General features: G+C 50.2%; 10 protein-coding genes. All 10 read left to right on the forward strand.

Features of this window, described 5'->3' with window-relative positions:
- Nucleotides 1-300 precede the first annotated feature (300 nt).
- The 10 genes from C8E01_RS20940 (at nt 301) to C8E01_RS20985 (ending at nt 14,390) form a co-directional block, all read left to right on the forward strand.
- On the forward strand, nt 301-2,310 hold the full coding sequence (locus tag C8E01_RS20940) for a BatA domain-containing protein (RefSeq protein WP_243409751.1): 2,010 nt from the start codon (nt 301-303) through the stop codon (nt 2,308-2,310).
- 1 nt (nt 2,311) lies between these two features.
- A complete protein-coding gene (locus C8E01_RS20945) occupies nt 2,312-3,583 on the forward strand; it encodes a dihydroorotase (protein ID WP_116545413.1) in 1,272 nt (423 codons plus the stop codon).
- A gap of 58 nt (nt 3,584-3,641) precedes the next feature.
- On the forward strand, nt 3,642-4,151 hold the full coding sequence (locus C8E01_RS20950) for a DUF4199 domain-containing protein (RefSeq protein WP_116545414.1): 510 nt from the start codon (nt 3,642-3,644) through the stop codon (nt 4,149-4,151).
- Nucleotides 4,152-4,179: 28 nt separating this feature from the next.
- Nucleotides 4,180-4,719, forward strand: a complete 540-nt coding sequence (locus tag C8E01_RS20955) for a DUF4199 domain-containing protein (protein ID WP_116545415.1) — start codon at nt 4,180-4,182, stop codon at nt 4,717-4,719.
- 5 nt (nt 4,720-4,724) lie between these two features.
- Nucleotides 4,725-5,699: a glycosyltransferase family 2 protein gene (locus C8E01_RS20960; RefSeq protein WP_116545416.1), complete on the forward strand. Its 975-nt coding sequence runs from the start codon at nt 4,725-4,727 to the stop codon at nt 5,697-5,699.
- Complete coding sequence (locus C8E01_RS20965; RefSeq protein WP_116545417.1) at nt 5,699-6,844, forward strand: glycosyltransferase; 1,146 nt, start codon at nt 5,699-5,701, stop codon at nt 6,842-6,844. The genes C8E01_RS20960 and C8E01_RS20965 overlap by 1 nt, the downstream gene beginning before the upstream one ends.
- 354 nt (nt 6,845-7,198) lie before the next feature.
- Complete coding sequence (locus tag C8E01_RS20970) at nt 7,199-7,933, forward strand: hypothetical protein (protein ID WP_133242808.1); 735 nt, start codon at nt 7,199-7,201, stop codon at nt 7,931-7,933.
- A gap of 53 nt (nt 7,934-7,986) precedes the next feature.
- A complete protein-coding gene (locus C8E01_RS20975) occupies nt 7,987-10,770 on the forward strand; it encodes a TonB-dependent receptor (protein WP_165820708.1) in 2,784 nt (927 codons plus the stop codon).
- A 5-nt stretch (nt 10,771-10,775) separates the two neighbouring features.
- Complete coding sequence (locus C8E01_RS20980; protein WP_116545419.1) at nt 10,776-11,924, forward strand: DUF4249 domain-containing protein; 1,149 nt, start codon at nt 10,776-10,778, stop codon at nt 11,922-11,924.
- Between the two features lie 30 nt (nt 11,925-11,954).
- A complete protein-coding gene (locus tag C8E01_RS20985) occupies nt 11,955-14,390 on the forward strand; it encodes a hypothetical protein (RefSeq protein ID WP_133242809.1) in 2,436 nt (811 codons plus the stop codon).
- Nucleotides 14,391-14,439: the final 49 nt, after the last annotated feature.

Raw genomic sequence — 14,439 nt, forward strand, 5'->3', positions numbered from 1 at the left:
CGGGAGAGTAGGTGGCCGCCAACCCCAACAAACAGCACAGCCCCCGGCCCCCCCAAAGAGCCGGGGGCTGCGCGCGTTTAGAGATATAGGGAAGGGCAGGGAGTTGTCAATAGGAGAAGGTGGCAATAACTGCTGGGAGCCAGTTATGAGGCGTTTGCGCACGGGCTGAGGTTCCGTGGAGCATGCTTACATTGAAATTGCTCCTTCACTTTATTTTACCATCTCAATTAAGCGCGAGAGCGTATGGTAATGTTCAACCTTTACGTTGCATATTACAGACATCCTCTCTAACTTGTTGACATGGCATTTCTATATCCTTCATTCTTATGGGCGCTTGCTGCGATTTCCATTCCGATCGTGTTGCATCTTATACAACTGCGTCGGGCTAAGCGTGTAGAATTCAGTAATGTTAAGTTTATACAGGTTTCTAAAGACCTGACCGCGAGCCAGCGAAATTTAAAGGAATTGCTTATTCTGGCCTCTCGCATTCTGTTCATCACTTTTCTGGTATTAGCATTTGCACAACCCTTTCTACCTGCTTCGGAAGCAGTGCGGCCTATTGATTCCTCTCAGGTAACGATTGCGCTCGACAATTCCTTGAGTATGCAGAACCTGCACGCTGACGATGACTTAACCTTACTGACAGTTGCTGCTGATCAGGCAAAGCGCGTTCTGGATATATTCCCTTCTACTACGGCTATCAGTATTAATACCAATTCAAACTATAATCGATCGGCCACCATTGGCACTGCAGACGCTGCGAACACTCTGGATCAAATATCACATTCTACCAGGCCATTTGTAAGCCAGCAGGTTATGAGCACTAACCAGGTCGCTGCGGAACATGTGTTTCTCTTCTCCGATTTTCAAAAATCATACTTTGAGCCTTCCATGCTTAGCAAAGTTGACAGCAACCGAGTCTACCACCTTGTTCCTCTAAAAGCAGTAGGTACTTCTAACGTATTTGTTGATTCTGTATACCTGGCAGATGAATTCGTTCGTCCTAATACGGAAGGGACCCTGTATGTTAGGTTATACAACGCAGGTGACAAGGCCATACCTGGTTGCCCTGTGAAGCTGATCATCGACAACATGCAAATTGCAGCTTTAAGTATTGATCTACCGGCAAAGCAGGTTACTGAAACAGCGATTAACTTCACGATTAGAGGGGAGGGGAGTAAGCAGGCTTGGGTAGAAGTAGAGGACTACCCGGTTGAGTTTGATAACTTATACTATTTTGTGCTTCAGCCTTCCAGCCGCCTCTCCATAACAGAAATCAGTGGAAATGAATCAAGTCCCTTGCAGCGTCTCTACCGTAACGAGCCCTTATTTCAGACCCAGCGTTTCTCACCCAACAATATCGACTATGCACGCTTGAATACTTCAGACATCATTGTGCTGCAAGGTGTAGAGGAGATTCCTGCTGCGCTTGTTTCAACACTCGATGCATATGTGAAGTCAGGAGGGACGTTGGCGGTCATTCCGCCTTCGACAGAACGGAGCACTTCCTATGCAGCTCTTTTGCAAACCCTTGCCATACCTGCTAATCTAAACGCCAGTGGCAACACCAAAACTTCACTTGCCATTCCTGACCGCGACAATCCTTTTTTCAAAACTATTTTCGCGGATTACGATCCCAAAATGCAGATGCCAGCCTCAGTTAGAAAGCTGGTGTGGTCACGCTCTTCGGAGGACATCCTGAAATACAGAGGTGGGGCGCCATACCTGTCACGCTTTGACAGAGGGCAGGGAAAGGTATACCTGCTGGCCGCGCCCCTACAGCCAGATCAGAATGAACTGGTCAATCATGCGCTTTTTGTGCCGGTTATGTACCGATTGGCTATTAGTAGCTATAAGCAGGAGCAGCAACTGGCCTATCGTCTGCAGAATATGTCGATCACTGTGCCTGTGAAGAAGCAGGCAGGCGGAGAGAACATTTACAAGCTGGTAAAGGACAGCACTGTTTTTATACCTGAACAGCAGATCAGGGGGGGGCGTCTTGTGTTCAACGTTCCACCAGACCTGGAAGAAGCCGGATTTTACCAGTTGCAGCTTCAAGGAGAGACAGTGGGAAGCTTTGCCTTTAATTTTGATAAACAGGAGTCTTTGCTGGAACAGTATAGTCCGGCAGAGTTGAGAAGTTTTGTGTCAAAAGACCAGCAGCATGTGCACGTTTATGACTACAGCGATACCTTTACGGTAAAGGACGAGTTCGAAAAAAGATTTTTTGGCGTCACCCTTTGGAAATATTGCCTAATATTGTGTCTGATTTTCTTGATGGCAGAAATAGCTCTAATCAGATTCCTCTAACATGAAACTTCTTCTCAAAGCAGTCCGCATTTACGATCCCTCATCAGCTTTTCATCTTCAGCATCAGAACATACTTATCGAGAATGGCATGATCACCTCAATTGGGGGAGACATCCAGCAGGCAGATCAGACCATCGAGCTGGAAGGCCTTTGCGTGTCGCCGGGTTGGGTTGATTTGTATGCACAGGTAGGGGAGCCGGGACTCGAGCACAAAGAAGATATAGAATCTCTGGCTGAAGCTGCTGCTGCAGGGGGCTTTACGGATGTGCTGTGCATGCCCAATGTGCAGCCTATCGTACAAACTAAAGGCGCCATTAACTTTATCAAGGCCAAGTCGGTGGGGCTGCCTGTTGATTTGTTGCCAGTCGGTGCCGTAACGGTAGATACGCAGGGCAAGGAACTTACTGAGATGATCGACCTGCAACGTGCTGGTGCCGTTGCGTTCAGCGATGGCGCAAAACCGGTGCAGGGAGCTGAAGTGATTGTAAAGGCACTACAGTACCTGCAGCCATTTGATGGCGTACTGATGAACCGTCCGGAGCATACCCGCCTGACAGAGTATGGGCAAATGCACGAAGGAATTGTGAGTACCCAACTTGGCATGAAAGGTATACCTGCCCTGGCGGAGGAAGTAATGGTAACGCGCGACCTGCAATTGCTGGAGTATACAGGAGGGCGTCTGCATTTCTCCCTCATTTCGACCGCAGCCGCCGTGGAAGCCATTCGTGTCGCCAAAGCCAGAGGCATGCAAGTGAGCTGCGATGTAGCTAGCTACCAGGTGGCTTATACCGACCATACCATCACGTCATTCGACACGAACTATAAAGTATCTCCTCCCTTCAGAAGCGAAAGCGATAAAGAGGCCATCTTGCAGGGACTTGCCGACGGCACCATCGACGCCATTGTGTCGGGGCACCAACCACAAGATACTGAAAGCAAGAAGCTGGAGTTCGACTTGGCTGAGTTTGGGATCATCAACCTCGAAACTGCCTTTTCGGTGGCTAATACCACTATGCGCGATAGGCTGCCGCTTGAGCAATTGATCGAAAAACTAACAACTGCTCCCCGTCAGATCTTGCGCATGCCTGTGTGCGGGATAGCGCAAGGGAATCCGGCCTGTCTCACACTTTTTCATCCGGACCTGGAATGGATCCCGACTCCCGAAAGCACCCGTTCCAAATCTAAGAACTCTCCCTTCCTGGGGCGCAAGCTGACAGGCAAGGTAATTGGCCTGGTTAACAAGGGACAGGTAGTACTTAATCATTCTTTTTAATATATTTATAGCTCTATTTCTATTGGCAGCCTAGCTGACTTAGATAAGTAACTAACGAATGCTGGATCAAACGATTGTAAGGGTGGGGGTACGCTATGGCGTGCTGTGCGGATTGGCTTCTTTTGTCATCATACTGGCCCTGCACCTGATGGGGTATAACGCACTGGGGGAAGCAGGACGCTGGAGTTACCTGCCTTTGCCTGTTTTTATATTTATGGGGCTGCGTTATTTCAAGCGTTTTCACGATGCTGAAGTTGGTTTCTGGAAAGGACTGCGCGTGAGCCTGTCAGTTACCTTTTACACCGCTATGAGTGCTGCCATGCTGCTATACCTGATGCTATACCTGGTAGGGCCCGAGATTATACAACATCATGTGGTAGAGCTAAGAGCGATGCTGGACCAAAGCCGAGAGGCACAGATTAAGCTGATAGGCGAGGCAAACTTTGAGCAGGCGTACCAAGAACTAGATCATTTGTCGCCGAGTATGCTGGCCACACACGATTTTTTGAGTAGGATGATAGTGGGGGTGATGTTTTCAGTAGTGGCTGCTGTATTTTTCAGAAAGTAATTCATCTTCACATAAACCCTAAATCCTTATGACTGACGCATCTTCTCAACTTGAAGCCAAGCCTTCGATCTATGCCATTGCCATTAAGTATGGTTTGTTAACTGGCCTACTGTACATTGTATTTGCTACTGTCAACTATTTGTCAGAAAGCTACGGTAACTTCTTCGTCGCGCTTCTGGTTTCTGTCGTGATCTCGGTCCTGGGAATCGTTTTAGCTTTAAAAGAGTATAAAAAGCAGAATGGTGGTTACATGACTTATGGACAAGGTCTTGGACTTGGAATAATGGTGTCCATCATTGCAGGTATACTCTCTGGTCTTTTCAGTATGCTTTACATCCAGTTTATAGATCCGAGTGTCCCTGAAAAGCTTGTTGACGCAACAATGGAGCAGATGGCAGCATTTGGTGTTGATGACTCCATGCTTGATGATCAGAGAGACGAGATCATGGCATCTTTTACGCCCATAAAGCAGCTGACCAGCGCTATCAGCAATGCGTTTTTCTCTGGGCTTATCCTATCGCTCATAATTGCCGCCGTGATGAAGAACAACCGTCCGGAGTTTGAATAAAAAGCATGCAATACCCTTATGATATATCAGTGGTGGTTCCTCTTTTAAATGAAGAGGAATCACTACCTGAACTGGTCCGTTGGATCAAGCGTGTGATGCACGCACATAGTTTTTCGTACGAGATCATTCTGGTGGATGACGGCAGCACCGACCGTTCCTGGGATGTGATTACAGAATTGAGTGCCGAAGACAATACCGTCAAAGGCATCAGCTTCAACCGCAATTACGGCAAGTCTGCCGCCCTGAACGAAGGATTCAAACGCTGCAGCGGCGAAGTGGTCATCACCATGGACGCCGACCTGCAGGATAGCCCGGAGGAAATCCCCTCCCTGTATGACATGATCAAGCACCAGCGCTTTGATCTGGTATCGGGCTGGAAGCAGAAGCGATTCGATCCTGTTAGCAAAACCATTCCGACCAAACTGTTTAATGCGGCTACCCGCAGTCTGTCAGGTATAAAACTGCACGACTTTAACTGCGGGCTCAAGGCCTATCGCCAGTTACTTGTAAAGAGCATTGAAGTGCACGGCGAGATGCACCGTTACATACCTGTTATCGCCAAGTGGCACGGCTTCACGCGCATCGGTGAGAAAGTAGTGCAGCACCAGGAGCGCAAGTACGGGACCACCAAGTTCGGTCTTGAGCGCTTTGTGTACGGCTTCCTCGACCTGCTCTCCATCACCTTTGTGAGTCGCTTTAAGAAGCGGCCAATGCACTTTTTCGGCACATTTGGCACCCTTTCCTTTGTTGTTGGTCTGGGCATCACGCTGTGGTTGATCATCCAGAAAGTGTTTTCCCTGTACCCGGAAGGCCGTGTGCGCGATGTGGTAGACCAACCTTTGTTCTACTTATCATTAGTAGCCGTTATTCTGGGTGTGCAGCTTTTCCTGGCGGGTTTCCTGGCCGAGATGATGTCGATGACGTCCAGCAGGAAGAATGAATATCTGATCCGTGACCGGGCAGGTCTGATCAAAAAATAATGGCAGGGAGGCGTGTCGTGATCGTGGGGCCTGCGCATCCTTTGCGGGGCGGGGGCATGTCGACATTCAACGAGCGCCTGGCCTTGGCCTTTCAGGAAGCTGGCGACGAAGTAGAAATCGTTTCGTTCAGCCTGCAGTACCCTTCCTTTCTTTTCCCTGGCAAAAGCCAGTTTACCAGCGAGCCTGCTCCTGAAGGCATCACCATTAAGTCGCTGATAAACTCCGTTAACCCAATTAGCTGGGTGCGCACCGGCAATTACATCAGCCGCCAGAAACCAGACCTGGTTATTTTCAGGTATTGGCTGCCCTTTATGGGACCTGCCCTGGGTACCATTGCCCGTCTGATCAGGCGCAACAGGTATAGCCGCATTTTGGCCATTACCGACAACGTGGTACCGCACGAGAAGCGGCCAGGCGATGTCCCTTTCACGAAGTATTTTCTGCGTGCCTGTCACGGTTTCCTGACCATGTCGCGGGCTGTGCAGCAGGATTTGCAGCGCTTCGAGCCGAATAAACTGAATCTATACCTGCCGCATCCGCTGTACGATAATTTTGGGCCTGCCGAAAGTAAAACCGACGCCTGTGCCGCCTTGCGACTGGACCCAAACGTGAAGTACCTGCTTTTCTTTGGCTTTATCCGGGCTTACAAAGGACTCGACCTGTTGCTGGAGGCTATGGCTATACCTGCGTTGCAGGCTATACCTGATTTGAAACTCCTGATTGCCGGAGAGTTTTACGAAGATGCTAAGCCTTACCGTGACCTGATCGAAAAACACGGTTTGCAGGACCGTTTGGTACTCCGGACGGATTTTATACCTAATGTCGAAGTCCGTCACTATTTCTGTGCAGCCGACCTGGTTGTGCAGCCTTACAAACACGCCACCCAGAGCGGCGTAACACAGGTTGCCTACCACTTTGATAAGCCAATGGTAGTAACCAATGTGGGCGGACTATCAGAGCTAGTGCCACACGGAGAAGTGGGGTACGTTGTTGAACCAAAGCCAGAGGCAATAGCCGCCTCTATACTCGATTTCTATACCTCGGCTAAGGCAGAAGTATTTGCTCAGAACATCTCAAGGTATAAGACCCGCTTCAGTTGGAACCGGTTTGTGGAGGCGGTCTATGAGTTGGCGGGGAAGGTATAGCAGGATTAGAACTCAGAACATATTTCGCTACAACAGGCAAATGGGATAAGTGCAATATGCTAATTGCAGAGCTCAAAACAACATTACCATTCCTGATGAATATATATCATCATAAGGTGCTCTACTTGAGAGGGGTTGAAGGTTTTCCTGAGAGCTGATCGCTGTTTCATCAGCATGCTAATTGATGGTATAATTCGAATGAAGGTTAAGTTATACTTTATGTGCTAGCATTGCTCGGTCCCGGGCAAATAAGATGTAATATTTATTGAAATAATTTACTGAGACATTTGTCATAACATCAAACATACTTTATATTTAATGCCTGTATTCGCTGTGAAGCAACTTAATGTTATTATGCGCAAAAGCCCTGCCTACCTAGTCATCATCTTTTTAATACCCTTTCTGCCCTTCGCTGCCATTGCCCAAGCTGACAGCAGTTTTGTAGATAATGCAGTTTCGAATGCGCTGCAACAGTACCGCACTGCTGTAGGGGTGCACGCACACCTTTATAACGGGCCCGAGTATCATGTGCCTGTTAAACCACATGTGGAGGGCCATCAGTTCTATCAGGACAAAATCTACCAGAACGGGACCGTGAAATATGATGGTGCCTGGTTTGAGGACGTGCCGATGCTGTACGACCTGGTGCAGGACGAGCTCGTAATCGTGAACCACGGCAGCGGACAGCCGCAGCGACTGGTAAAAAACCGTGTAGACGCCTTCAAACTGCATGGGCATACCTTTGTCAGACTGCAGGCTGACAGCACAACAGGAAGCTCTATACAGCCAGGTTTCTATGATCTGCTTTACAGCGGTTCGGTGCAGGTGCTGATGAAGCGGGAGAAAACCCTTTTTGAGCGGGCAAGCACCGAAGGTATGGAGGGGGAGTTCAGGGATGCCAGTAACTTCTACCTCGTGAAAGACGAGATATACCACCCCGTGAGCAACAAGCGCTCGGTCATGCGGGTATTGCAGGACCAGAAAAAGCCCCTGAATAAATTTGCCAGCACCAATAAACTCCGCTTTGGTAAAGAGCGGGAATACGCCATCGTGAAAACTGCAGAGCATTATGACTCGCTCCAACGGTAAAGTGGCACACCCCTTTTCTATCTAAACATCCGTTTAAGTTCTCATTCCTTCTTATGACCCATTTTTACAGAGCATTTTTGCTTGCATTGCTGTGCTGTACGATCATGGCAGTATCTGTGCATGCCCAACAGCGGAGTGAGGCTCCACTCATAAGCGGCTCGTTTCGCAGCATGACCTTCCTTGATTTTGTGCAGCGGCTGGAGACCCGACTGCCTTATAAGTTCTACTTCGAGCAGGCGGTGGCCGATAGCCTGGTGGTGGATCTGGAGGTAGAGGGGGAGCCACTCAATCGGGTGCTCGCTCAGATATTGAAAGGCACAGATTATAAATTTGCGATCACGGAGCAGCGGCAGGTTTTCATCACGCGGCAAAACCCGATCATGACAAGCCTGCCTTCCAATTTCTTCAAGGACGAGGAAGAGGCCAGACGAAACAGTCAGCTTGCCACGCCAGCCTACCTGCCGCAGCAGCAGGTTAACAAGAAGCGGATCCAATCAGAGATCAAGCTGTACGAAATAGGCACACCAAACGGAAGCAAGACGGGGAGAGCGAACCTGGCGGGTACTTTGCGTGATGCCAACACCGGCGAGCCGATCATCGGAGCCCACATCTACATCGAGTCACCTTCCATCGGCACAGCTTCCGATCAGTATGGTTACTACTCTCTTTCGCTCCCGGTGGGTCGCCACGAGCTCAACATCAGGGCTGTAGGACTCAAAAACACGAAACGTCAGGTTATACTGCACAGCGACGGAAAACTGGATATTGAAGTGGAGGAAGATATCCGTTCTCTGAAAGAAGTACTAGTGGAAGCCGAGAAAGATCGCAATGTGACGGGTCTGCAGATGGGTATGGAGCGGTTGGATATACGCACGATCAAGCAGGTACCGACGGCTTTTGGTGAAACAGATATCCTGCGGGTGGTGCTGACACTGCCAGGTGTGAAATCAGTGGGAGAGGGTGCTACGGGTATGAACGTGCGCGGCGGCTCTACTGACCAGAACCTGATCCTGCTCAACGATGCCACCATCTACAACCCATCGCACCTGTTTGGTTTCTTCTCCGCTTTCAACCCGGATGTGATCAAATCGGTGGAGCTCTACAAGAGTGCCGTGCCCGCACGTTACGGTGGTCGCCTGTCGTCGGTGTTGGAGGTAAGCTCAAGGGAAGGCAATAAGAAACAGTTCAGTGGCGCAGGTGGCATCGGACTGCTGACAAGCCGGCTGACGCTGGAGGGGCCGATCATTAAAGACAAGACCTCAATCCTGGTGGGAGGGCGCTCTACGTATTCTGACTGGCTGCTCAAGAAGATACCCAATAAGTCTTTCAGCAACAGCGAAGCCTCTTTCTATGATGTCAACACGCACATCAGCCACGAGATCAACGAGAAAAACAGCCTATACCTGACCGGTTACCTGAGCAAGGACCGTTTTAAACTGGCAGCCGACACGTTGTACCGCTTCCAGAACCAGAACGCCAGCCTGAAGTGGAAGCACAACTTCCATAACAAGCTCTACAGTGTCGTGACAGGCACTTACAGCCACTACGGATACGATATTTCAAACGAGGAGAATGCCGCGAACGCAGCCATCATGGACTTTGGCATCAGCCAGATGGGCATGCAGGTAGACTTCAATTACTTTCCAGACTCCAAGCATACCCTGGATTTTGGTGCAAGTGCTATCCGCTACGAAGTAAATCCAGGGAGCCTGGTGCCAAACCATGAAGAGTCGCTGATCAAGGCAGACAAGCTACAGCAGGAGAAGGCCGTTGAGAGTGCGCTATACCTGTCTGATCGCTACGACATCAGCCAAAAACTTTCTGTTTCGGCTGGTCTGCGCTACTCTTTCTTCACGGCACTCGGTCAGCGAGACGTGCTGCAGTATGCGCCGGGTCTGCCCATGTCCCTGAACACGATCGTCGACACGGTTTCTTATGGCAGTGGCAAATCCATCGCGACTTACCATGGCCCTGAATTCAGGCTCTCGGCCCGCTACGTGCTGTCAGACAACTCATCCGTAAAAGTAAGCTTCAACAGACTGCGCCAGTACGTGCACATGCTTTCCAATACGGCGACCATGGCCCCAACCGATACATGGAAGTTGAGCGACAGCAACATCAAGCCGCAGGTAGGCGATCAGGTAGCCCTTGGGTATTACCGCAATCTGCGCGCCAATACCATCGAGTTTTCAGCAGAGGCTTATTACAAGTGGATGCAGGACTTCCTGGACTATCGAAGTGGTGCTAACATCATCATGAACCATCACATTGAAACAGATGTGGCCAACGCAGAAGGCAAGGCTTATGGTGTGGAGCTGATGCTCAAAAAATCGACTGGTAAACTAAACGGCTGGGTGAGCTATACCTACTCCCGCACCATGGTTCGCCTCGACGATCCGACTGTTTCAGAAGTGATCAACCGTGGCGAGTGGTATGCGAGTAATTTCGACAAGCCACACGACGTGACCATGATCAGCAACTACCGCTTCAGTCAGCGCTTCAGCACCTCGCTCAACTTTACCTACAGCACTGGTCGCCCTATTACGCTGCCACTGGGCAAATACTACGATGGCGGCTCACACCGCATCCTGTATTCGGATCGCAACCAATACCGCATTCCGGATTACTACCGCGTAGACCTGGCGCTGAACATTGAGGGTAACCATAAGATGGCGAAGCTGGCGCACAGTTCCTGGACGGTGGCCGTGTACAACCTGACAGGCCGCAAGAATCCTTATTCAGTTTATTTCAAATCACAAAACGGACAGATAAAGGGCTATAAGATGTCTATTTTCGGGCATCCGATTCCTACCATCACCTATAATTTTAAGTTTTAATTGCCATGAAGATCCGGAACTGGAAAAACCCAATTGTCTGGCTTGTGATGCTCCTGATGAGCGGTTGCGTAGAACCTTACTTTCCTGAAGTGCTGGAGTCTCCCAGCAGTTTTCTGGTAGTCAATGGCTTTTTGAACGCCAACGGACGCACCAGCATACAACTGTTGCGAAGCCAAAGCCTAAACGATACAGGAGCGCCTCCCGCCGAAGAAAATGCCACTGTAATTGTGGAGGCAGAAGATGGGGAGCGTTACGGGCTGCATGCAACAGGTTATGGCACTTACATGCACCCTAACCTGCAGTTGAGAAGTGACAGGAAGTATAGACTGTATATCCGCACTAAATCAGGCAGCGAATACGCATCCGACTATGTGGAGGTGAAATCGAGTCCTGCTATCGAAAGCGTGAACTGGACAGCAGATGGAGAGGAAGTGAAATTCTATGTGAACTCGCAGGATCCAAACAACAAGACCCATTATTATAAGTGGGAGTTCGAGGAGACGTGGCAGTTCCGTCCCGCACTTCAATCTGTCCTTATTTATGAGAATGGGCAGGTGCGCTTTCGTGAGCAGGGTGATGCCCCCATATCTGTTTGCTGGAAATCAGATAATTCTACCCGGATTGAGATAGGATCGTCTGTGAAATTAAGCGAAGACAAAATCAGTGATTACAAGCTGCTCGCTATACCTTACAACTCAGAGAAAGTCAGCATGAAGTACAGCATACTTGTAAAGCAGTATGCGCTGACCCGTGAGGCGTTCGAGTATTTGGAAATGCTTAAGAAGAACACTGAAAATATTGGGACACTTTTCGATCCGCTCCCTTCTCAGCTCACCAGCAACATCCGCAGCCTGTCCAATCCGGAGGAAACAGTGATCGGGTATATGACAGCTACCACCATGGAAACGAAAAGAATATTTGTCGACAGCCGTGACCTTCCACGCGATTGGCGACTTTATTACCCGACTTGTGAAATCGATACGGTGCTGATCAGTTCAGGTCAGGTGCAGGAGCGCTTCACGGGTGGTTACCTGATTCCGGTGGATGAAGTATATGGTAATGCTCCTGAGCCAATAGGCTATACCTATGGCACACGCGCCTGTGTGGACTGCACCACGCAAGGCACTAATGTTAAACCAGCTTTTTGGGAATAGATGCTATACCTGAGACAAACGCCCGAAACGATGATCAACATTCAACATAATCAACCTCAGCCTGGCATAAAAAGGTATGCACTGCGCACCTTGCTTTGCCTGGCGCTAGGTATAGCAGGTATAGGAACCGTAAGCGCCCAGTCTGGCCTGCAGCACGAGGCAGTCAACAGCCTGCAGAAGCACCGGCAGGCATCGCTGCAGGAGAAGCTATACCTGCACATCGACAGACCCGTGTATGCCTGCGGAGACGAGATGTGGTTTAAGGTATACAACGTGGATGGCAGTCTGCACCGTCCGCTTGACATGAGCAAGGTGGTGTATGTGGAGTTGCTGGATGCGGACCAAAAACCTGCCTTGCAAGCCAAAGTCGCCATGAAAGAAGGTACCGGAGATGGTTATTTCCAACTCCCGACTACGTTCCAGACTGGCAATTATACGGTTCGGGCCTATACCAGCTGGATGAAAAACTTTGATCCGGCGTTCTACTTCCGGCAGCAGGTAACGATCATCAACACCTTTGAGCAGCTGCCCAAGCAGGAGGCGCCAAAAGCAAAGGGATATACCTTGCAGTTTTTCCCGGAAGGCGGAAGTTTGCTGGCAGGTATGGCAAGCCAGGTTGCCTTTAAAATATCCGAAGGACAAAGTGGTAAAGGAATTGCGCTGGCTGGCCAGGTATACGACGAGGATGGAAATGCAGTAGCTGCGTTTGCGCCACACAAGTTTGGCATGGGCCGTTTTACGTTCACGCCTGAGCAGGGCAAACGCTATACCGCCAAACTCCAGTTGCCTGATGGAAGCACCCTGGAGCAGGCCCTGCCGCAGGTACACGAGCACGGCTATACCTTGCAACTGGCAGACACCACTGCTAACTATGTGCACATTGCGGTGCACTCGGTGGGCAGACCAGATGAGCAAGTATACCTGTTGGGCCACACCCGTCAGCAGGTGGTCAGCTCGGAGAGGTCACTGCTGCAAAACGGCAGGTTTGTGTTCAGGGTGAGCAAAGCTGATCTGGCAGACGGCATTACGCATTTCACTCTGTTCAACACAGCTGGTCAACCGGTAAGCGAACGCCTGTACTTCAAACACCCTGCAAAAGAACTGGCCTTACAGATTGCTGCGTCGCAGTCGCAATACAGTCTGCGCGATAAGGTGAGTCTGGAGCTGCAGGCTTCTGCCCAGGCCCCGGCAAGTTTGTCGATGGCGGTGTACAAACTAGACTCACTGCAACTGCAGCCACAGGCACACATTGCCAGCTACATCTGGCTTGAGTCGGACCTGAAAGGAACGATCGAGGACCCTGGCTATTACTTCTCTAAAGAGGGGCAGGCAGACGGTCAGGCCATGGACAACCTGATGCTAACCCACGGCTGGAGTCGCTTTACATGGGAAGGAGTACTTTCCAAGGAACCTGCCAGGCATACTTTCTTGCCGGAAAACCACGGGCATCTGCTCTTCGGGAAAGTTACGCACAGGAATTCGCGGCAGCCTGCACCGGGTATTATGACGTACCTGGCCTCACCGGGCCACCCGATTCGTTTTTACAATGCCCAGAGCGATGCTGATGGTCAACTGCTGTTTGAGTTGAAGGACTTTTATGGCAATAAAGACCTTGTGTTGCAGTCTGATTTCACAAAGGACAGCACCTATCATTTTGAGTTATTCAGTCCTTTCTCTTCGCGCTATACCTCTACATTGCGTCCGCAGCTTCAACTCACGGAGTCGAGAGCGGGTGATATCACCGACCGACACATGCAGGTACAGGTGGAGCATGCTTATTACGGAGGCTACCGCAACAGGTACTATGCGCCAGGTATAGACAGCTCCGCTTTTTATGGCCAGCCATCGGAGCGCTACCTGCTCGATGATTACAAGCGCTTTAAGGTAATGGAGGAAGTGATGCGGGAGTATGTGCAGGGCGTACAGGTGCGTACACGAGGCCGTAGTTTCCATTTCATGGTCATGAACCGCCCTTACAAGGCCATCTTCCGCCAAAACCCGATGGTGCTGCTGGATGGGGTACCCGTGTTCAACATTGATAAAATCATGGCCTTAGACCCGCTGAAGGTGAAGCAGCTGGATGTGATCGCCAGTCGTTTCTTCCACGGCCCGCTGTCCTACGAAGGTTTATTAAGCTACCAAACGTACGCAGGCGATCTGGCAGGCTTTGAGCTAGATTCAAGAGCATTGATGCAGGCCTATGAAGGACTTCAGCAGAAGCGCGAGTTCTACGCACCAGCCTACGACACACCCGAACAGAAGAGCAGCCGTCTGGCGGATTTCAGAAACCTGTTGCATTGGGCTCCGGAGATCAAGCTTGAGCCTGGAAAAGGGGAGCAGGTGAGCTTCTATACCTCCGATCAGCCAGGCACCTACCTCGTAGTCGTGCAGGGCCTTTCGGCGTCAGGAGAGACTGGCTATCAGCTGCTGCAGATCAGGGTAGACGGCTCGGTTGCGCAAAAGTAGTAGTAAACTATATAGGTATAAGAAAGCCCCTGCTAGTACAATCCGGCAG

This window comes from Pontibacter virosus (genome assembly GCF_003096355.1).
In the GTDB taxonomy this organism is placed as follows: Bacteria; Bacteroidota; Bacteroidia; order Cytophagales; family Hymenobacteraceae; genus Pontibacter; species Pontibacter virosus.

Bases quoted from the DNA above. Each gene is read 5' to 3' on its own strand.
- C8E01_RS20970 (WP_133242808.1), top strand. From the start codon at position 7,199: ATGCGCAAAAGCCCTGCCTACCTAGTCATCATCTTTTTAATACCCTTT.
- C8E01_RS20940 (WP_243409751.1), top strand. From the start codon at position 301: ATGGCATTTCTATATCCTTCATTCTTATGGGCGCTTGCTGCGATTTCC.
- C8E01_RS20980 (WP_116545419.1), top strand. From the start codon at position 10,776: ATGAAGATCCGGAACTGGAAAAACCCAATTGTCTGGCTTGTGATGCTC.
- C8E01_RS20960 (WP_116545416.1), top strand. From the start codon at position 4,725: ATGCAATACCCTTATGATATATCAGTGGTGGTTCCTCTTTTAAATGAA.
- C8E01_RS20950 (WP_116545414.1), top strand. From the start codon at position 3,642: ATGCTGGATCAAACGATTGTAAGGGTGGGGGTACGCTATGGCGTGCTG.
- C8E01_RS20955 (WP_116545415.1), top strand. From the start codon at position 4,180: ATGACTGACGCATCTTCTCAACTTGAAGCCAAGCCTTCGATCTATGCC.
- C8E01_RS20985 (WP_133242809.1), top strand. From the start codon at position 11,955: ATGATCAACATTCAACATAATCAACCTCAGCCTGGCATAAAAAGGTAT.
- C8E01_RS20945 (WP_116545413.1), top strand. From the start codon at position 2,312: ATGAAACTTCTTCTCAAAGCAGTCCGCATTTACGATCCCTCATCAGCT.
- C8E01_RS20975 (WP_165820708.1), top strand. From the start codon at position 7,987: ATGACCCATTTTTACAGAGCATTTTTGCTTGCATTGCTGTGCTGTACG.
- C8E01_RS20965 (WP_116545417.1), top strand. From the start codon at position 5,699: ATGGCAGGGAGGCGTGTCGTGATCGTGGGGCCTGCGCATCCTTTGCGG.